This is a genomic window from Bacillus mycoides (genome assembly GCF_001757995.1).
In the GTDB taxonomy this organism is placed as follows: domain Bacteria; phylum Bacillota; class Bacilli; order Bacillales; family Bacillaceae_G; genus Bacillus_A; species Bacillus_A mycoides_B.
This window is the reverse complement of the sequence record NZ_LXLV01000062.1, coordinates 273793-295480: the sequence shown is the minus strand read 5'-3', so window position 1 is coordinate 295480 and position 21688 is coordinate 273793. Positions and strand designations below refer to the sequence as shown.

At 36.5% G+C, this 21688-nt stretch carries 22 protein-coding genes; 18 read left to right on the top strand and 4 right to left on the bottom strand.

Translation table 11 applies throughout. The annotated features are described in order from the left end of the window. Positions 1-217 precede the first annotated feature (217 nt). Entirely contained in the window at positions 218-3664 is a 3447-nt protein-coding gene (gene pyc, locus BWGOE10_RS19780; RefSeq protein WP_070144661.1) for a pyruvate carboxylase, read from the top strand. A gap of 83 nt (positions 3665-3747) precedes the next feature. Here the strand turns inward: pyc and ctaA are convergent, their stop codons facing one another. Then, entirely contained in the window at positions 3748-4683 is a 936-nt protein-coding gene (gene ctaA / locus BWGOE10_RS19775) for a heme A synthase (RefSeq protein WP_070144660.1), read from the bottom strand. Between the two features lie 497 nt (positions 4684-5180). On the opposite strand from ctaA, the gene ctaB reads away from it, so the two are divergent. The 7 genes from ctaB (at position 5181) to BWGOE10_RS19740 (ending at position 12475) form a co-directional block, all read left to right on the top strand. Further along, positions 5181-6104, top strand: coding sequence for a protoheme IX farnesyltransferase (gene ctaB, locus BWGOE10_RS19770; RefSeq protein WP_070144659.1), 924 nt, complete (start codon positions 5181-5183; stop codon positions 6102-6104). 93 nt (positions 6105-6197) lie between these two features. Then, the gene (coxB, locus tag BWGOE10_RS19765) at positions 6198-7247 is read left to right on the top strand and encodes a cytochrome c oxidase subunit II (RefSeq protein ID WP_070144658.1); all 1050 of its coding nucleotides are present in this window, start codon (positions 6198-6200) and stop codon (positions 7245-7247) included. Between the two features lie 60 nt (positions 7248-7307). Beyond that, positions 7308-9143 (top strand): cytochrome c oxidase subunit I, encoded by a 1836-nt coding sequence (gene ctaD, locus BWGOE10_RS19760; RefSeq protein ID WP_171903132.1) that lies wholly within the window; start codon positions 7308-7310, stop codon positions 9141-9143. Beyond that, a complete protein-coding gene (gene ctaE / locus BWGOE10_RS19755; protein WP_000557861.1) occupies positions 9143-9766 on the top strand; it encodes a cytochrome c oxidase subunit III in 624 nt (207 codons plus the stop codon). The genes ctaD and ctaE overlap by 1 nt, the downstream gene beginning before the upstream one ends. A gap of 3 nt (positions 9767-9769) precedes the next feature. Continuing rightward, positions 9770-10102: a cytochrome c oxidase subunit IVB gene (ctaF, locus tag BWGOE10_RS19750; protein ID WP_002121961.1), complete on the top strand. Its 333-nt coding sequence runs from the start codon at positions 9770-9772 to the stop codon at positions 10100-10102. Between the two features lie 81 nt (positions 10103-10183). Beyond that, positions 10184-11089: a cytochrome c oxidase assembly factor CtaG gene (ctaG, locus tag BWGOE10_RS19745; protein WP_070144794.1), complete on the top strand. Its 906-nt coding sequence runs from the start codon at positions 10184-10186 to the stop codon at positions 11087-11089. Between the two features lie 387 nt (positions 11090-11476). Next, complete coding sequence (locus tag BWGOE10_RS19740; RefSeq protein WP_000535796.1) at positions 11477-12475, top strand: formamidase; 999 nt, start codon at positions 11477-11479, stop codon at positions 12473-12475. Between the two features lie 46 nt (positions 12476-12521). Here the strand turns inward: BWGOE10_RS19740 and BWGOE10_RS19735 are convergent, their stop codons facing one another. Further along, positions 12522-12887, bottom strand: a complete 366-nt coding sequence (locus BWGOE10_RS19735; protein WP_002066906.1) for a YugN family protein — start codon at positions 12885-12887, stop codon at positions 12522-12524. Between the two features lie 207 nt (positions 12888-13094). On the opposite strand from BWGOE10_RS19735, the gene BWGOE10_RS19730 reads away from it, so the two are divergent. The 6 genes from BWGOE10_RS19730 to BWGOE10_RS19705 all read left to right on the top strand — a co-directional run bounded on the left by BWGOE10_RS19730 (position 13095) and on the right by BWGOE10_RS19705 (position 16524). After that, positions 13095-14129 (top strand): CAP domain-containing protein, encoded by a 1035-nt coding sequence (locus BWGOE10_RS19730; RefSeq protein WP_070144656.1) that lies wholly within the window; start codon positions 13095-13097, stop codon positions 14127-14129. A gap of 87 nt (positions 14130-14216) precedes the next feature. After that, on the top strand, positions 14217-14654 hold the full coding sequence (locus BWGOE10_RS19725; RefSeq protein WP_070144655.1) for a YlbD family protein: 438 nt from the start codon (positions 14217-14219) through the stop codon (positions 14652-14654). 11 nt (positions 14655-14665) lie between these two features. Then, positions 14666-14911 (top strand): YlbE-like family protein, encoded by a 246-nt coding sequence (locus tag BWGOE10_RS19720; RefSeq protein ID WP_002014770.1) that lies wholly within the window; start codon positions 14666-14668, stop codon positions 14909-14911. A 77-nt stretch (positions 14912-14988) separates the two neighbouring features. Continuing rightward, positions 14989-15561: a histidine phosphatase family protein gene (locus BWGOE10_RS19715; RefSeq protein WP_070144654.1), complete on the top strand. Its 573-nt coding sequence runs from the start codon at positions 14989-14991 to the stop codon at positions 15559-15561. Positions 15562-15677: 116 nt separating this feature from the next. Further along, positions 15678-16130 (top strand): YlbF family regulator, encoded by a 453-nt coding sequence (locus BWGOE10_RS19710; protein ID WP_070144653.1) that lies wholly within the window; start codon positions 15678-15680, stop codon positions 16128-16130. Positions 16131-16257: 127 nt separating this feature from the next. Next, positions 16258-16524 (top strand): YlbG family protein, encoded by a 267-nt coding sequence (locus BWGOE10_RS19705; protein WP_002088292.1) that lies wholly within the window; start codon positions 16258-16260, stop codon positions 16522-16524. Between the two features lie 55 nt (positions 16525-16579). Here BWGOE10_RS19705 and BWGOE10_RS19700 read toward each other — a convergent pair whose 3' ends face one another. Beyond that, positions 16580-16969 carry a methylthioribose kinase gene (locus tag BWGOE10_RS19700; RefSeq protein ID WP_070144652.1) on the bottom strand — a complete coding sequence of 130 codons (390 nt, stop codon included), beginning with the start codon at positions 16967-16969 and terminating at the stop codon, positions 16580-16582. 515 nt (positions 16970-17484) lie between these two features. On the opposite strand from BWGOE10_RS19700, the gene rsmD reads away from it, so the two are divergent. Together rsmD and coaD are read left to right on the top strand one after the other, a co-directional pair. Next, positions 17485-18051, top strand: a complete 567-nt coding sequence (gene rsmD / locus BWGOE10_RS19695) for a 16S rRNA (guanine(966)-N(2))-methyltransferase RsmD (protein ID WP_070144651.1) — start codon at positions 17485-17487, stop codon at positions 18049-18051. Further along, positions 18048-18539, top strand: a complete 492-nt coding sequence (gene coaD, locus BWGOE10_RS19690; RefSeq protein ID WP_070144650.1) for a pantetheine-phosphate adenylyltransferase — start codon at positions 18048-18050, stop codon at positions 18537-18539. Before rsmD ends, coaD begins: the two co-directional genes overlap by 4 nt. Here coaD and ylbJ read toward each other — a convergent pair. Then, positions 18531-19760 (bottom strand): sporulation integral membrane protein YlbJ, encoded by a 1230-nt coding sequence (gene ylbJ, locus BWGOE10_RS19685; RefSeq protein ID WP_070144649.1) that lies wholly within the window; start codon positions 19758-19760, stop codon positions 18531-18533. The genes coaD and ylbJ overlap by 9 nt on opposite strands. A 112-nt stretch (positions 19761-19872) precedes the next feature. Here ylbJ and BWGOE10_RS19680 point away from each other — a divergent pair, with 112 nt between their 5' ends. Further along, positions 19873-20664, top strand: a complete 792-nt coding sequence (locus BWGOE10_RS19680; RefSeq protein WP_070144648.1) for a patatin-like phospholipase family protein — start codon at positions 19873-19875, stop codon at positions 20662-20664. After that, complete coding sequence (locus BWGOE10_RS19675; protein ID WP_070144647.1) at positions 20657-21682, top strand: SepM family pheromone-processing serine protease; 1026 nt, start codon at positions 20657-20659, stop codon at positions 21680-21682. Before BWGOE10_RS19680 ends, BWGOE10_RS19675 begins: the two co-directional genes overlap by 8 nt. Positions 21683-21688: the final 6 nt, after the last annotated feature.

Sequence of the window (21688 nt, the reverse complement as noted above, 5' to 3'; positions counted from 1 at the left end):
CAATAGTCTTGTTAGAAAAGGAAGAGGTATGCTATACTATTTTTGTGAAACAAATTGATCAGAAAACTTATCATTTGTTGAAAAATAAGGTATGATGGATAAAAATAAAGTGAAGCTTTCTAAGTATAATATAATGTAGAAAGTGAAGAACTTCACGCTCTTTAGAGTGTGTATGTATTTTATCTCTAGAGTGGTAGGAAAATAGAGGGGGAAAATCATGACAAAGCTGCAACGTATTCAAAAAGTATTGGTAGCTAACCGTGGAGAGATAGCAATTCGTGTGTTCCGAGCATGTTCAGAACTTGGATTAAACACAGTTGCGATCTATTCTAAAGAGGATAGCGGTTCTTATCATCGCTATAAAGCCGATGAGTCCTATTTAGTTGGGGAAGGGAAAAAGCCAATTGATGCTTATCTAGATATTGAAGGCATTATTGAGATTGCGAAAAGTAATCATGTAGATGCAATCCACCCTGGATATGGTTTCTTGTCAGAAAATATTCAATTTGCAAAACGTTGTGAAGAAGAAGGGATTATCTTTATCGGTCCAAAAAGTAAGCATTTAGACATGTTTGGAGATAAAGTTAAAGCAAGAACACAAGCGCAGCTAGCACAAATTCCAATTATTCCTGGTAGTGATGGTCCAGTAGATTCAATAGAAGAAGTTAAAGAATTTGCTGAAAAGTATGATTACCCGATTATTATTAAAGCATCCCTTGGTGGCGGCGGTCGCGGTATGCGTATTGTACGTGCTAGTGAAGAATTAAGAGAATCGTATAATCGCGCGAAATCAGAAGCAAAAGCAGCCTTTGGTAATGATGAAGTGTACGTTGAAAAATTCGTTGAAAAACCTAAACATATAGAAGTGCAAATTTTAGCAGATGAAGAAGGTAATGTTGTGCATTTGTATGAGCGAGATTGCTCTGTACAACGACGCCATCAAAAAGTAGTTGAAATTGCACCGAGCGTGTCGCTTTCAGATGATTTGCGCCAGCGTATTTGTGATGCTGCAGTAAAGTTAACGAAAAATGTAAATTATTTAAATGCTGGAACAGTTGAATTCCTAGTGAAAGATGATGAATTTTACTTTATTGAAGTAAACCCACGTGTTCAAGTAGAACATACAATTACAGAAATGATTACAGGAGTGGATATTGTTCAATCGCAAATTTTAATAGCTGATGGACATGCATTACATAGTAAAATGGTAGGTGTTCCGAAGCAAGAGGAAGTGGTTGTGCACGGATTTGCAATCCAATCTCGTGTAACGACTGAAGACCCACTAAATAATTTCATGCCGGATACAGGAAAAATTATGGCGTACCGATCAGGCGGTGGCTTTGGTGTTCGTCTTGATACAGGTAATAGTTTCCAAGGTGCAGTTATTACACCGTACTACGATTCTTTACTTGTAAAAGTTACAACTTGGGCTCTTACTTTTGAACAAGCTGCTGCAAAAATGGAACGTAACTTAAAAGAATTCCGTATTCGTGGCATTAAAACAAATATTCCATTTCTAGAGAATGTAGTAAAACATAAAAACTTCTTATCAGGAGAATATGATACGTCGTTTATTGACGCGTCACCTGAACTGTTCTTGTTCCCGAAACGTAAAGACCGCGGAACGAAAATGTTAAATTACATTGGTACAGTAACAGTAAATGGTTTCCCGGGAGTAGGGAAAAAAGAGAAACCAATTTTCCCGGATGCTCGTATACCGAATGTACTACACTCAGAGCCAATCCAAAATGGAACGAAACAAATTTTGGATGAGCGTGGAGCGGATGGATTAGTAAAGTGGGTACAAGATCAAAAACGTGTACTTTTAACGGATACAACATTCCGTGATGGGCATCAGTCTTTACTTGCAACTCGTGTTCGTACAAAAGATTTACATCACATTGCAGAGCCGACAGCGAGAATGTTACCAAACTTATTCTCAGCGGAAATGTGGGGCGGTGCAACGTTTGATGTTGCATATCGTTTCTTGAAAGAAGACCCATGGGAACGATTACTAGATCTTCGTGAAAAAATGCCGAACGTTTTATTCCAAATGTTACTTCGTTCTTCAAACGCAGTAGGTTACAAAAACTATCCAGATAATTTAATTCAAAAATTTGTGGAATGTTCCGCGCAAGCCGGAATTGATGTGTTCCGTATTTTTGATAGCTTAAACTGGGTAGAAGGTATGAGAGTTGCGATTGATGCTGTACGAGATACTGGCAAAATTGCAGAAGCGACAATGTGTTATACAGGAGATATTCATGATCCGTTACGTAGTAAATATGATTTGAATTATTATAAAAACTTGGCGAAAGAATTAGAAGCATCAGGTGCTCATATATTAGGTATTAAAGATATGGCAGGATTATTAAAACCTAATGCGGCATACGATTTAATTTCTGCATTAAAAGAGACAGTATCGATTCCGATTCACCTGCACACACACGATACGAGCGGAAACGGTATATTAACGTATACGAAGGCAATTGAAGCGGGTGTTGATATTGTCGATGTAGCGATGAGTTCTATGGCAGGTCAAACGTCACAGCCAAGTGCGAACACACTATACTATGCGTTAGGCGGAAACGAAAGACAGCCAGATGTTAATATAGATTCATTAGAAAAACTATCTCATTATTGGGAAGATGTACGAAAATACTATGCTCCATTTGAAAGTGGTATGAACGCTCCTCATACAGAGGTATATATGCACGAAATGCCAGGCGGACAGTATAGTAATCTTCAACAACAAGCGAAAGCGGTTGGCTTAGGAGATCGCTTTGATGAAGTTAAAGTGATGTATCGCCGTGTTAATGATATGTTTGGCGATATTGTAAAAGTAACACCATCATCTAAAGTTGTGGGTGATATGGCATTATTTATGGTTCAAAATCATCTGACAGAGCAAGATATTTTAGAACGTGGACATGCTCTGGACTTCCCGGGATCTGTTGTTGAAATGTTCTCTGGAGATTTAGGACAACCATATGGTGGTTTCCCGAAAGAATTACAAAAAATTATTTTAAAAGGGAAAGAGCCATTAACAGTAAGACCGGGTGAATTGTTAGAACCAGTAGATTTCGATGCTTTAAAAGAAGAGTTATTCCACAAACTTGGACGCGAAGTAACAATTTTTGATGTAGTCGCATATGCATTGTATCCAAAAGTATTTATGGACTACGAAAAAGTTGCTGGGATTTATGGAAATGTATCTGTGCTTGATACACCGACATTCTTCTATGGTATGAGACTTGGTGAAGAAATTGATGTGGAAATCGAGCAAGGTAAAACATTGATGGTTAAACTAGTTTCCATTGGGGAGCCACAGCCAGATGGAAATCGTGTACTTTACCTGGAATTTAATGGACAACCGCGTGAAATCGTAGTGAAAGATGAAAGTGTGAAAGCAACTGTTGCACAGCGTGTGAAGGGGAATCGTGAAAATCCAAATCATATTAGCGCAACGATGCCGGGAACTGTTATTAAAGTAGTTGTAAAAGAAGGCGATGAAGTGAAAAAAGGTGATTCCATGGCAATTACAGAAGCTATGAAAATGGAAACGACGGTTCAAGCGCCATTTAATGGTAAAGTGAAAAAAGTATATGTAAATGATGGGGATGCAATTCAAACGGGAGATTTACTCATTGAATTAGATCATTAAAATAAAAAAAGAGCTGTGCGAAAGCAGCTCTTTTTTTGTGTAAATAATACCTTGCCGAATTGGCAAGGTATTAAAGTTTTACTTTATTTTGTTTGCTTAGAAGTTGATTCAGTCTCTTTTGCATTGACTGTACTTCTTGTACCTATCATAACTAAATAGCATAGTACAGCAAACAGGCAAGAAATGAAGAGTGAATGTAATAATGCCATTGCTAAACTAGCATTTGTAAGTACGACTAAAATCCCTACTATAGCTTGAAGTGTAACAAGGATAAATGAAATAATCCATCCCCAGTATACTACACGCTGCTGCTTGTAATGACGAATAGCTATAAACATTGCGTATAGTATCCAAACGAATATTAACATAGCTGCAACTCTATGCCCCATTTGGACCCACTCATGTAGTTGAGTTGGCATAGGTCTATTTTTACTGCATAAAGGGAAGTCCGGACAGGCTAAGGTAGCTCGTTCGTGACGTACTAAAGCTCCTGTGTAGACAACGATATAACTGTAAATTGTTACACCATAAATATGAAATTTCATTTTTTTGTCCATAATAAGTGAACGTGCATCAAATTTCTGATCAATTTCAAAAATAAGACACGTTAACAAGATGACAGAAGCAAATGAAATTAAGGAAATACCGAAATGAATAGCTAAAACAGCAGGCATTTGACCCCAAACAACCGCGGCTGCCCCCATTAATGCTTGTGCAACTAAAAATACGAAGGATAAAATTGCTAACGTTTTTGTTTCGCGCACATGTTTATAATATTTCCAGGACAAAATACAAAGAAGGGTAACAAGGATTCCTGCTGATCCAGATGTTAAGCGGTGACTTAGCTCAATAATAGTTTCCATTGATAAATTAGATGGAACAAATTCACCGTTACAAAGAGGCCATGATTTGCCGCATCCTTGGCCTGAACCCGTTTTTGTAACTAAAGCGCCTCCTAGTAAAACTACTAATAAATCGAGACTTGTAATGACTGCTAACCATTTAATAAAGCTTTGCAATCTCTTTCACCATCTTTCTGCTATGAAGTTATTGCGAAATATTTTCATTCCATTATGTATAGAATAAAACGTGCTACAGTCCTATGATATATAAAAAATAATAAAATAGCAAAGAAATGGAGGGCGAGGACAACGCACGTAGTATAAGGGGAAAAACGGGATTTTAAATACATATTTTAGGAGGGATTTAAGCTATTTTGAAAAGAAATGGGGAGAATACATGCTAAATATGACAAAATAGTTTATTATAGAAGATAACATCATGTTATGATAAGGATAAATTAGAATAAAGTTTTTTAATGTTCGACACAAAAAGTTCATGTTTTCTTCACAAAATGTTCGGGAAATGTGATTTAATATATTGGAGTATGGGCGTAGATTAGTAGTAGAATGGGTTAACAATATTTCTACTGTAATAATATTGCTATATAGAAGCGAAATATTTCACATGAAATATGTGCTTAGAAAGATGATAGGTTTAAGAGGGGGTTAAAGTGATGAACCATGCAACAAGTGAGCTGCATGATGAGTCAGCTGTTTCAATTGTACCGGAAACAACTCGGTTACAAGATTTATCAGCGCTCGTTAAAATGGGGATTGTAAACTCAAATACACTTACTGTATTTACAGGATTTTGGTTGGCTTTACATTTTAATGGATTGAGTGTTATGGACAATCTAGATAAGCTATTTTTCACAATCGTTGGTTCTGCATTAATTATGGCTGGGGTATGTTGTTTAAATAACTACATTGACCGAGATATCGATCCATTAATGGAAAGAACAAAAAACCGTCCAACGGTAACAGGTAAATATAAACCTGGCTTTGCACTTGCATTTGGACTTGTAATTTTACTTCTTGGCTTTGCATTTTTATTACTTACTACACCGATGGCAGTGTTAATCTCATTTATTGGTGCCTTCACATATGTTGTTTTATATACGTTATGGACGAAGAGAAAATATACGTTGAATACTGTTGTAGGTAGTATATCAGGAGCAGTTCCACCTTTAATTGGATGGGCGGCAATTGATCCGTCTTTAAATCATCCAATTGCTTGGATGTTATTTTTAATTATGTTTATTTGGCAAATCCCACATTTCCTCGCATTAGCGATGAAGCGTGTTGATGAATATCGAAATGCAGGAATCCCAATGCTTCCTGTTGTACAGGGATTTGATATTACGAAACGTCAGATTATGATTTGGACAGTATGTTTATTACCACTACCATTTTATATGAGTGGGCTTGGAATAACATTCATGGTAATTGCAACATTGCTTAACATCGGATGGATCGCATTAGGGTTTTATGGCTTCCGTAAGCAAGATGACATCAAATGGTCCGTAAAAATGTTTGTTTATTCCCTGAATTACTTAACAATCTTATTTGTGTCAATGATTGTAGTTACATTCTTCTAAGACAACGACATGATTGGATTTCTTTACGTTGAGATTTACTTTACTTAACTATAAAGTACAATCTAATTCACAAAGAAAGTGGGGGTTGTTTGTATGAAGAAACAGTGGCGACTGCTTTCGTTCGTTTCACTGCTGGCTTTACTGTTAGGGGGATGCGGTAAAGCTTTTCAGTCTACTTTAATTCCGCAAGGGGAAGTAGCAAAAATGCAATATGATTTGCTCTTACTAGCGAGTGCAATCATGGTAGGAGTAGTACTTGTAGTTACTATTATTTTCTTATATGTAATTGTGCGTTTCCGACAAAAAAAGGGTGAGGAAGATTATATTCCAGAGCAAGTTGAAGGAAATCACAAACTAGAAATTATATGGACAGTTATTCCGATTATTCTTTTGTTAATCTTGGCTGTTCCGACTGTTACATATACATTCAAGCTTGCTGATGTAAGTGCGATGGAGAAAAAGAATATTGATAAAGATACTATCGTTGTTGATGTAACAGCGAATCTTTATTGGTGGGAATTTTCTTATAAATCAGAAAAAATAGTAACTTCTCAAGATTTAGTTATCCCCACAGGTAAGAAAGTGTATTTGAATTTGAAGGGTGCCGATATTAAACATTCGTTTTGGGTTCCATCTTTAGCTGGGAAAATGGATACAAATACAGATAATGTAAACAAAATGTGGTTAAAGGCAGATAAATCGGGCACTTATAATGGTTTTTGTACAGAATTTTGTGGCCCATCACATTCTTTAATGCAGTTCAAAGTGAAAGCTCTGGATGAAAGCGAGTACAAAAAGTGGCTTGCTGACATGAAGAAGATTGATGGAAAAAAAGAAGTAGCTTCTACAAAGGCGCAAGAGGGTCAAGAAATATTTAATAAAAGCTGTATTGGTTGTCATGCAGTGGGATCAAATGATAGTAGACCACCTTCTGCTCGTATCGCACCGAACTTAGCAAACTTTGCAGATCGCGATATGGTTGCTGGTATTGCCGAAAATAATGAAGAGAACTTAACAAAATGGCTTAAAGATCCTGAAAATATGAAACCAGGTAATAAAATGACTGGTAAATATGGTAACTTAACGGATGATCAAATTAATGCATTAAATGCATATTTACAAACGTTAAAGATTGAAAAGTAAAGAGGGATCATTTGCGAAGGGGAGGTTGAAAACGTGAGTTCTGTAGCAAAAAAACAGGGGATGGGTGCTGTCATATGGGATTATTTAACGACAGTAGACCATAAAAAGATTGCCATTCTCTATTTAATTGCAGGTGGATTGTTTTTTGTAATAGGTGGAATAGAAGCACTATTTATTCGCCTGCAGTTAGCGATTCCTAACAATGCTTTTCTGATTGGGGATGCTTATAATCAAGTATTAACGATGCACGGTACAACAATGATTTTCCTCGCAGCTATGCCACTCGTGTTTGCATTTATGAACGCCGCTGTACCACTTCAAATTGGAGCACGTGATGTGGCGTTCCCGTTTTTGAATTCGCTCGGATTTTGGTTATTTTTCTTTGGTGGATTATTTTTAAATTTAAGTTGGTTTTTAGGAGGAGCGCCTGATGCAGGGTGGACATCCTATGCATCTTTAGCTTTAGCCTCTAAAGGACATGGTGTTGATTTTTATGTACTCGGCTTGCAAATATCAGGTATTGGTACATTAATTGGAGGTATTAACTTCCTTGTTACAATTATTAATATGCGCGCGCCAGGGATGACTTACATGCGCATGCCGATGTTTACATGGACAACATTTGTAACATCTTCACTTATTTTATTTGCATTTCCACCATTAACTGTAGGATTAGGACTTTTAATGTTAGATCGTTTATTTGGCACAAGTTTCTTTAATCCTGCACTAGGTGGGAACACGATTATATGGGAGCATTTATTCTGGATCTTCGGTCATCCGGAAGTATACATTCTTATACTCCCAGCTTTCGGAATATTCTCAGAAATCTTCGCCACATTTTCGAAAAAACGATTATTCGGTTATTCCTCGATGGTGTTCGCGACAGTATTAATAGGATTTTTAGGATTTATGGTATGGGCGCATCATATGTTCACTGTTGGTCTTGGGCCTGTTGCAAATGCTATCTTCTCAGTTGCAACAATGGCGATTGCAGTTCCGACGGGTATTAAAATATTTAACTGGCTCTTTACCATGTGGGGTGGAAGTATTAGGTTTACAACACCAATGATGTGGGCGGTAGCTTTTATTCCATCCTTCGTTATGGGTGGAGTTACAGGCGTTATGCTTGCTTCTGCACCAGCTGATTATCAGTTTCATGATAATTATTTCGTAGTAGCACACTTTCATTATGTAATTGTTGGCGGTGTTGTATTTGGTTTACTTGCAGGTGCGCATTATTATTGGCCACTTATGTTTAATAAAGTATTAAATGAAACGTTAGGAAAGATAACATTTTGGTTATTCTTTATCGGTTTCCATTTAACGTTCTTTATTCAGCATTTCCTGGGTCTAATCGGTATGCCGCGTCGTTACTACACATATCTAGAGGGGCAAGGATTGGAAATGGGGAATATGATTAGTTCTATTGGAGCAGTGTTTATGGCTCTTGGAACGATTGTTCTTTTATTCAATGTAATAAAAACGACGGTATCAAAAGAGAAGGCTGGTCGTGATCCGTGGGATGCGCGTACGTTAGAGTGGACAATGCCAGCACCTACACCGGAATATAATTTCAAACAGTTACCATTTGTTCGCGGATTAGATCCGTTTTGGATTGAAAAACGTGAGGGTAATAAAGAGATGACAGCAGCGGAACCAGTCGGTGATATTCATATGCCAAATTCTTCGTTTTCACCGTTTATTATTTCTCTAGGTCTATTTATAGCAGCTTTCGGTGCGATGTATATGCAGGGTGGCAAAGATAAATTTTGGTTATTAGTAGCAATTATCGGTTTAATCATTACATTTGGTACAATGTTCCTTCGTTCAGTAATTGATGATCATGGATATCATATTCATAAGGAAGATTTAGATGATAAGGGGGGCAAGGCGTAATGCATGTAGATGAGAAATTAACGAATGAAACATTTCCAGCAGAGCCTGAAAAAGCAACCCTTGAGGGAAAAAATAAGTTTGTTGGTTTTTGGTTATTTCTTGGAGGCGAAACAGTGTTGTTCGCTTCCTTATTTGGCACATATTTAGCATTAAAGAACTCTACAAATGGTGGACCAACATCTCAAGAGATGTTTCAAATGCCGCTCGTTTTCATTATGACGATGCTTTTGTTAACGAGTAGTTTAACGAGTGTATACGCAATGTATCATATGAAAAATTTCAACTTTAAGAAAATGCAACTTTGGTTACTTGTAACAGTGTTGCTTGGCTTAGGATTTTTGGGGTTTGAAATATATGAGTTTTATCATTATACGCATGAATTTAAGCATACTATGAGAAGTAGTGCATTTGGTTCTGCATTTTATGCTCTTGTTGGTACACACGGGCTCCACGTGTTGTTTGGGTTATGTTGGATTTTAACATTAATCTTTAGAAACGCGAAGAGAGGCTTAAATTTATACAACGCACCAAAGTTTTATGTTGCATCAATTTATTGGCACTTTATTGACGTAGTTTGGGTGTTTATTTTCACTGTAGTATATTTGATGGGAATGGTGGGATAAACAATGGCGGTTAAGCAAACGAATAATCCTAAGGTGGATCTTGTTTATCGGAAGAGAAAAAGTGCAGAGGAAATGAAGCACCAAGTTATTACATTTTCACTAATGATTTTTTTAACATTAGTTGCATTTGCAGCGGTGGCATATCCGAAAACATTTAGTCCGATTTTTTCGGTTCCATTTATATTATTGTTAGCAGTCGTTCAAGTTATATTTCAGCTGTATTATTTCATGCATATGAGTCATAAAGGGCATGAAGCGGCGAGTTTCTTCTTGTACTCTGGATTGTTAATTGGTTTATTAACAATATTAGCCTTTATGACAATTGTGTGGATTTAAACAGTGATAGTAGGGGGCTCTGATTTATCATAGCCCTCTTTTTATATGAAATATAAGAATTTTGAAAAGGTAGGTGTGGAAATGGAAAACTTATGGGTATTTGGTTTTCAAGCTTTATGGAGTCCGATTTTTTTATTATTTATGACCTCGATTCTTATTAGTTATTTTTTAATTATTGGACCATATAGAACGCGATTTGAAAATGCGACGAAGGTAAGTAAGAAGCAAATTTTTTATTTTACGACCGGGATTGTTCTTTTGTATTTTGTAAAGGGAGGACCTATTGATTTAATTGGTCATATTATATTTAGTGCACATATGTTTGAGATGGCGATAATGTATATTGCAGTTCCTCCGCTATTAATGCTCGGTATACCCGTATGGTTATATCAACATATTACTTCTTTTAAGTTCGTTCAAATTGTGCTAAAGGTTTTTGCAAAGCCGCTTATTGCGTTGTTGGTATTTAACGGTCTGTTTTCCTTTTATCATTTGCCAGTTGTTTTTGATACAGTAAAACAAAGTCAAATAGCGCATCCTATTTGCCTTGCTATATTGTTTTTTGCAGCAATGATGATGTGGTGGCCCATGTTAAATCCGCTACCAGAATATCAAACTTTAAGTGATATTAAGAAGCTTGGTTATATGTTTGCTAATGGTATTTTATTAACGCCAGCTTGTGCGTTAATAATTTTTGCGACTGCACCATTATTTGCAACATATACAGATCCGGCCGCTTGGATGAAGGCAATGGAGCTCTGTGTACCGGCGGGGACTTTATCAGATTTAAATATAACTGGACCAGAATTTTTACATTGGATGCCGGTAGTACAAGACCAGCAAACAGGTGGTATCATTATGAAAATTGTCCAGGAAATAGTGTACGGTACGATTATCGGTTATGTGTTCTTTAGGTGGGCACGTAGAGAGCGTGAAAAGGATAAGGAGCAGTTGCAACAATTGCCGCCGTATTTACAGACTAAGTAAAAAAAGTGTATGGGAGTCCATACACTTTTTTCTTCTTTGGTTTTAGTCAATTGTAAAAGATTGAATTTTCAGACTTTTTACGTTAAGTTAGTGTAGGCATGTACTAAAGTGGATATAAAACTTACTACTAGCTTTAATACGTAATAATTCCATATGTAGTGCAAGTTTTTTAGAGAATTACAAATTTATCCCGCATTAACGGGCAGTAAGACTCCCACCTCAAAATTTGGCGACTGCGAGGGAGTTAGGCGGGAAATCAACTGCCCGTAAAAGCCTGATTGGTGTAGGCTAATAATCAGTGGGGGATGGACAAAACCCCCACTGATTAAAGTTTCACTTTATATTGTTATCTTTAATAAACATGAACTATTTTAAGGGGGAATTTAAATGGGTAGTAGTGGAAGCATGGTAAAGCCGATTAGTGGTTTTTTAACAGCGTTAATTCAATATCCAGTACCGGTAGTAGAGTCGCGTGCAGACATTGATAAACAAATTAAACAGATCATAAAAACAATTCATTCAACGAAATCAGGTTATCCTGGATTAGAATTGATAGTATTTCCCGAATATAGTACACAGGGGCTCAATACAAAAAAATGGACTACAGAAGAGTTTTTATGTACAGTTCCTGGACCAGAAACAGACTTATTTGCTGAGGCATGTAAAGAATCTGAAGTATATGGTGTTTTTTCTATAATGGAAAGAAATCCTGATGGTGGAGAACCGTATAATACAGCAATTATTATTGATCCACAGGGTGAAATGATTTTGAAGTATCGTAAGTTAAATCCTTGGGTGCCAGTCGAGCCTTGGAAAGCTGGAGATTTAGGCTTACCTGTTTGTGATGGACCTGGAGGAAGTAAATTAGCTGTTTGTATTTGTCATGATGGCATGTTCCCTGAAGTAGCCCGTGAAGCGGCCTATAAAGGTGCGAATGTCTTGATTCGTATTTCCGGATATAGCACACAAGTTAGTGAACAATGGATGTTAACTAATCGTTCAAATGCATGGCAAAATTTAATGTATACATTGTCAGTGAACTTAGCGGGTTATGATGGTGTATTTTATTACTTTGGTGAAGGACAAGTATGTAATTTTGATGGGACTACTTTAGTGCAGGGACACCGAAACCCTTGGGAGATTGTTACTGCCGAAGTATATCCAGAGCTAGCAGATCAGGCTAGATTAGGATGGGGTCTCGAAAATAATATATATAATTTAGGTTCAAGGGGATATGTAGCGACTCCTGGTGGGGTGAAAGAAAACCCGTATACGTTTGTAAAAGATTTAGCTGAAGGTAAATATAAGGTTCCTTGGGAAGATGAGATTAAAGTAAAAGATGGATCCATTTATGGGTATCCAGTCAAAAAGACGATTCATTCTTAGGTAAGACAAATAGAACAAGCGCATCGATATGATGCGCTTGTTCTATTTACTCAATAATTTGAAATTCTTTCAACTCTTTTTCAATATTTTGTAGGAGTTGTTCGCTTTTTTGAAGTACATTCGTTGGGAAAATCTCATCATCTCCATATTCAACGCCATGAGGATAATAATGTTTTCCTAATAAGGGTGGCAATAGTTTTACTTGAGCGTGTCTGCCACCGATGTCACCTTCAACAGCAAATCCTTGTACACGTAAATAATAAATATCCTTTAATATTTCAAATTTATAATCATATGTAACGCGTTCGTAATCCCATTGTCCAGCAAGTACAAAATGATTGTTTTCCATAATCTCAGTTAAAAGAGTTAAATCAACGACTGCATCATTAAAGTTTGTATTTGTAAATTGCATAGAATACCTCCTTCTTTTAATGTTAGTACATTATTTTTATAATAGTATGAATAATAAGAAAGTGCAATTCATATTGCGAGAAAAGGGATAATCCAGACTTTTTTCGTGAAAATATGATATAGTGAAAAGAGTACGGTACACACAAAAAAGGAAAGAAAAGGATTTGTGTATATCTCGATTTTATGCTTTGTTCAGGAGGTATATCGTTTGAAGAAATTATTGCGTATCGTAATGATTACATTTTTAATTTTAGCTGTTGATTTATACGGGAAGTTACTCGTATCACAATATATATTAACCCCATCTCACTCTAAGCAAGAAAATAAAATTGTGAAAAAGAAGAAGAAAGTAAATGAAGAATCCACAGACACTGTTTTAAATATGATTGGTGGGGACTCTGAGAATTTATTAGCGAAGTGGGGCGAACCGTCTCGAATAGAGCCGTCTGCTTATGGATATGAATGGTGGGTGTATAATCAAGATTTAGCTCAGTATGTTCAATTTGGAGTTGCTGAACGTAAAGTTGTAACGGCGTATGTTGCTGGTGAGCAAGTTAAGGTTGCTCCCTATTATATAAATGAAAAGTATGAAGAGGTATATAAAAAGAATCCACTTTCACATGAGATTTCATTAAAAAGAGGAAAGAATAGTTATCAATTTGAGTTATCTGATACGGAAGTAATGGAACAACCGCTAGTACCTGTAGAAGATGGATGGGCACAATTATATTTTGATCACTTTACACATGAGCTTGTTGGTCTTCGGTATATGGATGATGAAACGTTATTACGACAAAAACCATATCAACTTGTTTATTCGGGTGAATTAATAGCGGAACAGCCGCTGACACCAGAAAAAATGAAGCAAGTAGAAAATGGGAATATGCAACAAATTCTCGATTTAACAAATATTATTCGAAGTCGTCATCAATTACCGTTGTTAACATGGGACCAACAAACTGCAGATGTTGCATTTGGCCATAGTAAAGATATGAAGGATAATAATTATTTTTCGCACGATTCACCTACTTTTGGTACGTTAGGAGATCGTTTGCAACGTGGGCAAGTGGCTTTTCAACTTGCTGGTGAGAATATAGCGGCGCAACATAGTGATGGAATTGCGGCGGTACAAGGTTGGCTAAATAGTGAGGGTCACAGAAAGAATTTATTAAATGAACAATTTACTGGATTAGGTGTTGGGGTATATGATAAATTTTATACTCAAAACTTTATTCGAAAATAAAAAGGTGCATGAATCGTCTAAAAATAGGCGAACCATGTGCCTTTTTTTTCTTACAATATAGTAGATATACATGAAGAGGTGAGGATTATGCCAACAACAAAAGGGCCGTTACATCCATCGGTTCAACAGTTTAAAGAGTTTGTAAACCATCACCCTAAAATGGTTCATGAGGTTAGAAGTGGTCAAAAAACTTGGCAGCAATTTTATGAAGAATGGTACTTACTTGGTGAAGAAGATCAAATATGGACAGCGTATAGAACTGATGGAGCACCTGCTTTTTCTTCGGTAAAAGAAAATAAAGAAGTAAAAGAAAATCGAACAGAAGAGGAAAAAACTGCTGATGTGATGGGGCAAATGCTTTCTTTCTTTAAAAAGCTAGACGTAGAACAAATGCAACATCATTTAGCAAATGTAACGAGTGCGATTGGTAGCGTGCAACAAGTTATCCAACAATTTCAAGGGAACCGTGCGCAGCAAGAACAAAGTACTTCTGAAAATAATCCTTTTTTCTTTCAAAAGGATTAGGGGGAAAGAGGATGAGAGCAGAGCTTATGGAGTTTATAAAAGCTGATGAGGATTTAGCTCGCTATATTCGGGAACAGCCATACTGGTACCGGAAATTGACGCGTAACCCAGAAGAAAAAGAAGCTTTTGAGTTAGCTGCCATGCAGCATTTCAAAAAAACGATACCAGATAAAGTGGAAAAATTTCAAAATCAATTGGCGGTTGCTTCAATTATGATTGATATGTTCCAGTATATGAAGCAGCAAAATACGACGTAATTGGAAGGGAAAACTATGTCCGTTGTGCAAAACTTTTGTTACAATAGAATCGGATTATTTAAAAAAGGAGTTGCAGCATGACGGAAATTTGTTTAGTACGACATGGACAAACTGATTGGAACTTTCAAGAGATTATTCAAGGGCGCGAAGATATTCCACTCAACGAAGTTGGGAAGAAGCAAGCGAGTCAAAGTGCAGCTGCCTTGCAAGCGGAATCGTGGGATATAATTATAAGTAGCCCGTTAATTAGAGCGCAAGAAACAGCTAAGGAAATTGCTGGGGCTATTGGATTACCATCTATTTTATTAGATGAGCGATTTATGGAACGTAATTTTGGGGAAGCTTCTGGGAAACCAGTTGCGGCCGTTAGAGAGTTAATTACAGAAGGTAATGTAGAAGGAATGGAGCAGGATGAAGAAATTGTAGAGCGCTGTTTTACGGCTTTACAAGAGGTTGCAGCAGCACATGGAGATAAACGTATTATCATTGTTGCGCATTCACATGCAATAAAAGCTATTTTACACGCAATTGCACCAGATGAAATTACATTTAAAACGCCGTTAAAAAACGCATGTATTAGCTACGTGAAAGAGAATAGCGGAAAATGGGATGTTCTTAAATATAATATTGCGGAGCATATTAGTGTATAAGAGTGCAAGGGGATTGTATGAAAAGTAGTTAGAATCATATCTTACTTTTAGGTGAGACACTTCAATTAGTAGTTCTGTTCCAAATGTGTTATGATGAATATTCGGAGGTGTCTCTCATGATTGTAGCGACGCTGGAAAGCGTATTGATTTTAGATAAGGCAGAGCAGCTTGCAAAAGCGATCATCTGTTCAGATATAGCAGAAGATTATCGTAAGTATTATAAGGATTTACAAGAAGATATAGAAGTCCAGACGCTAATTCAGCAATTTACAGCGATGAAAGAGCGATACGAAGAAGTGCAGCGTTTTGGTAAATATCATCCTGATTATACTTTCGTTTCGACGAAAATGAGGGAATTAAAGCGTTCTGTAGATATGCATGATAAGGTTGCAGCTTTTAAAAGAGCAGAAACTGCTTTACAAAAGTTATTAGATGAAGTTAGTGTAGCGATTGGTTCTGAGGTATCTCCTTCCGTTAAAGTTCCAACAGGAAATCCGTTTTTTGATGCGGGTGGCTGTGGCGGTGGTTGTGGTACCGGAGGCGGTTGTGGTTGTAAAAAAACGGGGTAATTTACCCTGTTTTTTAGAATATAGAAGAAAACGTATACAGAGTTTGTCCTTTAATGTCATAAATTTTTGATTGGTTTTCATAAAATATAAGAATATAAGTTTTTAAAAGGAGAAGATGGAGAAGATTATGTTCGGGCAACGACAAAGTATGATTGTTTATTTACATTCATTGAAACATGCCAAGATTTTAAGGAAATATGGTAACATTCATTACATATCAAAACGTTTGAAATATGCCGTTGTATATTGTGATATGGAACAAATTGAGCATATGATGCAAAAATTGAATAAACTTCCTTTTGTAAAAAAAGTAGAACAGTCGTATCGCCCGTTTTTAAAAACGGAATTCGAAAATTCGCGTCCTGATCGGGCAAAAGAATACGATTATAGCTAAGTAAAAAAATCCCCTGCTAAATTTAGCAGGGGATTTTTTTACTTGAAATAACGTGTTATTTCATTGGAGGAATGAAATTGTTCATTCGTAAAATACCAATTAGATGATTAAAAAATAGTTCTTTTTCAGGGAAAGTTGTTGATGGTTTTACAGTAAAGGGAGTAACTTTTTTCCCTATTTGTTCCGCCATTTCTTCGAATAAAACGACACGTTTACTTTTTTTATTTTCAAGTATAGGAATGCCTTCACGACATATGTATAATGGTTGGAAATCACCAGTAGTTGTCGGTTTTAGTATTACAACAAGTGAACACACTTTTTTTTCGTTTTTTACAGTTTCGAATTGTAACATATGTGTTACACGTTCTTGGTTTGTTTTGGCAATTTCAAGTAATTCATATAAGTCAGAGTAGCCTTCTCCGAGTTCTATAAAGCGTTGAATCATATTTTTTCCTCCTCTTTCTTTTACTGTACCACCTCACTTTTTAAATGAAAAGTAGACAAATAAAAAAACCCTGCAAAGCAGGGCCCTTCTAATACTAGTATGTACTAGTAAGAAGGCAAAGGGAGAGGAGAAACCGGAGGAAGAACTTATGGGGAAACGTAAGTCTTCTCCGCGGTTGGCAACAACATCGAAGATGATGTTGTTATATTTATTTATGTCCAATCTAAATGAAGATATACATAATGAAATTAAAATTTATGTTAGGCTTTTTATTTTTCTTTTTTTTATTTTATGATAGGATAAAAAAGGTAAAGTGGAACTGATGTACATAAAGGGTTTTTGTTCGCAAATAGTGAGATGAATATGCAAGAAATAGCGAACGGTTATTTTAACTAAAGTTCTCTATAGGTTAAGTAACGAATTAGTGAAGAATTGTATGGTTTGGTAGCGGTTACCGACTTGAGATGTATTTACAGTAATCGCTCGATAGATTGAAATAAAGGTAGTGACAACAGATGAGAGTAGTTTCAGGAAAATGTAAAGGGCACCCACTTAAAGCGGTACCTGGTAATACAACACGTCCAACGACAGATAAAGTGAAAGAATCTATTTTTAATATGATAGGTCCTTATTATGATGGTGGTATCGCTCTTGATTTATTTGGTGGTAGTGGTGGTCTTGGAATTGAGGCCATAAGTAGAGGGATTGATAAAGCGATTTTTGTTGACCGAGATAGTAAAGCGATAAAAGTCATTCATCAAAATTTAGAAAGCTGTAGAATACAAGAACAAGCTGAAGTGTATCGAAATGATGCGGAACGTGCGGTAAAGGCGCTTATAAAGCGTGAAATATCATTCGATCTTATACTAATAGACCCTCCATATAAAGGTCAAAAAATTTTGTCTTTAATTAGTGTGATGGATCAACATGGATTGTTAAATAAAGATGGCATCATTATGGCAGAGCATGGAGATGACGTGGTTTTACCTGATTCTATAGGAGAACTTGTAAAAGTACGGGCAGAAAACTACGGGATTACAGCAATTTCGATTTATAAGTATGAAGGTGAGGGGACAGAATGACAAGTATAGCTATTTCTTCAGGGAGTTTTGATCCAATTACCCTTGGACATTTGGATATTATTAAAAGGGGAGCAAAAGTATTTGATGAAGTATATGTAGTTGTTTTAAACAATTCATCAAAAAAACCATTCTTTTCGGTAGAAGAACGCCTAGAGTTAATTCGAGAGGCGACAAAGGATATTCCGAATGTAAAAATTGATTCACATAGTGGATTGTTGGTGGAATATGCAAAAATGCGTAATGCAAATGCAATATTACGTGGTTTGCGAGCGGTGTCTGATTTTGAATATGAGATGCAAATTACTTCAATGAATCGAAAATTAGACGAAAATATCGAAACCTTCTTTATTATGACAAACAATCAATATTCATTTTTAAGTTCAAGTATTGTGAAAGAAGTTGCGAGATATGGGGGAAGTGTAGTAGACCTTGTTCCTCCGATTGTAGAGCGTGCTTTAAAAGAAAAGTTTCAAACCCCGTTAAAGTGAACGGGGTTTTTCTTTATGAATGCGTAAAAACAATAAGATAACATATAAATATAAACAAAATAAGGTGAAGATTGGTCCGTAGTGTATAAATGATGTCCAAATATCAGTTAGTGTGTAAGAATGATTCAATAAAAATACGGGAAGATCTTCTTGCGTAGGCGAGAAAGAATGAACTTTTTCATAAAATGGTCCCCAAAATATAAAAGTGAAAATAGGAGCGAGAATACTTTGGATAATTCGAGCTAAAAAATATGGTTTAAAGCGGATATCTGTCTCCGCTAATATGCTTGCTACTTGTGCCTGAATAGAAAGGCCGCTAAATGCTAAAATGAAGCTTGTTACCATCGCTTGTTGAAGAAGTGTTGATTCATTAATTTGACTAATCATTTGGCTTCCAAGCGTCATTTCAAAAATACCGGATAATATCGGAATACTAAATTGGGATGTAAGTTGGAAGAATGATAAAATATGTTGCATAATAAAAGAAAGCGCTTCTGTAATTTGGAAAACAGTAATCATTTTATTTAAAACAGAGAATAAAATAATAAACCCACCAATCATGAGCAATGTTTGAATAGAAGAAACGATAGCGTCACCGAGTAGTTTTCCAATCGGTCTTTTTTCTTGCATACGTGTTTGGTGGAGGATGGAAAAAGGGTTTTGAAAGGCACGCTTTTGATTCGTATGTTTGTCTTTTATGTAAGTATCGTTATTACCATAAAAGCGCATAAGTAATCCGACGAAAAGGTTACTTATATAATGTGCTGCTGCTAATACGAGCCCTAATTTCGGATTATTGAAAAAACCAATAGAAACCGCTCCGAAAATAAAAAGTGGATTAGAAGAATTTGTGAAAGATACGAGTCGTTCCGCTTCAATTTGTGTTAGTTGATTGCTCTTGCGTAGTCTAGCGCTTAATTTGGCGCCAGCGGGGAATCCTGAAGCCATTCCCATTGCCCAAACAAACCCACCTACCCCTGGAACACGAAACAGTGGACGCATTAGTGGTTCTAATATAACACCGATAAATTTTACGATACCAATACTGATTAGAAGTTCCGCAATAATGAAAAACGGTAGTAGTGAAGGGAATACAACTTCCCACCATATATTTAACCCGCGAATTGAAGCTTGCAAAGCAGCTTGGGGGTGAAGTACAAGAGAAAAGGTTAAAAATAACATTGATATGGTAAGAAAAGCAGTTTTCCATTTTTCGTACATGTAAGAAAATCCCCCTTTGTCCCAAAAACGTTCATTTCAGTATACGTGGATATGTGGTGAATTTAGACCATAAGTATGAAAAAGGAATGAAAAAAATTAAAGGGTGAGAAAAATGAAGGAACCAAAAATCGGTTTAGCGCTTGGATCCGGAGGTGCAAAAGGTTTTGCTCACATAGGGGTAATAAAAGTGTTAAGGGAAGCTGGTATCCCTATTCATATGGTAGCAGGTAGTAGTATAGGAGCGTTAATTGGTACATTTTATGCAGCGAGTTGTAACGTTGAAAGACTGTATAAATTGGCAGCTGTTTTTAAAAGGAAATATTATTTGGATTTTACAGTTCCTAAAATGGGATTTATTGCTGGAAAACGTATCAAAGATATGATTAAAATGTTTACATATAATAAAAATTTAGAAGAGTTAGATATCCCGACTGCTGTTGTGGCTACTGACATTTTGAAGGGGGAAAAAGTTGTTTTTACAAGCGGTCCGATTGCGGAGGCGGTTCGAGCTAGTATATCTGTGCCAGGGGTGTTTGTTCCAGAGAAAATAGATGGCCGCTTATTAGTGGATGGAGGGGTAATTGACCGTATTCCCGTATCGGTTGTAAAAGATTTAGGGGCTGATATTGTTATTGCTGTTGATGTATCTCCAATCAAGGTGAATGGAGAGGTTACATCGATTTATGATGTGATTATGCAAAGTATTGAAATTATGCAACATGAACTTGTGATGAATCGGCAAATAGCATCAGATTTAATGATGCGGCCAGCCGTAGAACAATTTAGTTCGCGTGCTTTTACACACATTGAAGACATCATTCGGGTCGGAGAAGTGGAAGCAGAAAAACACATTTCAAGCATTTATTTACTAATTGAGCAGTGGAAGGAGAAACATAATGTTTAAGCGTTTTCGGTTTATATATGCAATTTTAATAGGGGTTATATTGGCGATGCTACTTGTTTATGTGCGTTTGCCGTATTATGTGACAAAACCAGGTATGGCGGCGAAATTAGCGCCATACGTTCAAGTAGATGGTGGAACGAAAGAGTCGGGTGATTTCATGCTTGTCACTGTCTCAATGGGGCCTGCCAATGTGGTGAACTTAATTGCTGCGCAATTTAATAAATATACACACGTTTCGAAGGCGGAAGAAATATTGCAAAAAGGCGAGAGTGATGAAGAATATCAATTTCGCCAAAATTATGCAATGAAAGATTCGCAAAATGCAGCGATCTATAACGCATATAAACGTGCAAATCGCTCTGTTTCTTTTGAAAATAAAGGTGTACTAGTGGCTGGTGTAGCAAAGGGTATGCCGTCAGAAGGAAAGCTTAAGCTTGGAGATGTTATTATAGCTGTCGATGGAAAAACATTCGACAAGACGGAACAATTTATTGAGTATATGACAGGGAAAAAAGAAGGGGATGCAGTAAATATTGAATACAAGCGGGGCGGAAAACAGTTTAAAGAAAATTTAAATGTAAAGACGATCCCTAATGGGAATGGGCGCGTCGGTATAGGGGTCTCTATCGTTACGGAAAGAGAGTTAGTAGTAGATCCGAAAGTGAAAATTGATTCCCATGAAATAGGGGGGCCATCAGCGGGGTTAATGTTTACACTAGAAATTTATAATCAGCTCGTTGAAGAAGATTTAACAAACGGACATGAAATAGCTGGAACAGGTACAATCAATGATAAAGGAGAAATTGGTCCAATTGGTGGTATTCAGCAAAAAGTAGTAGCTGCTAGTGATGCGGGAGCTGAAGTGTTTTTTGCGCCAAATGAAAAAGGTGTAGAGAAATCGAATTATAAAGATGCTCTTGAAGCTGCGAAAGATATTAAAACAAAGATGAAAATTGTACCGGTGGACACACTGGATGATGCATTAACGTATTTGGGAAAAATGGGCAAAACAAAGTAAACCTCT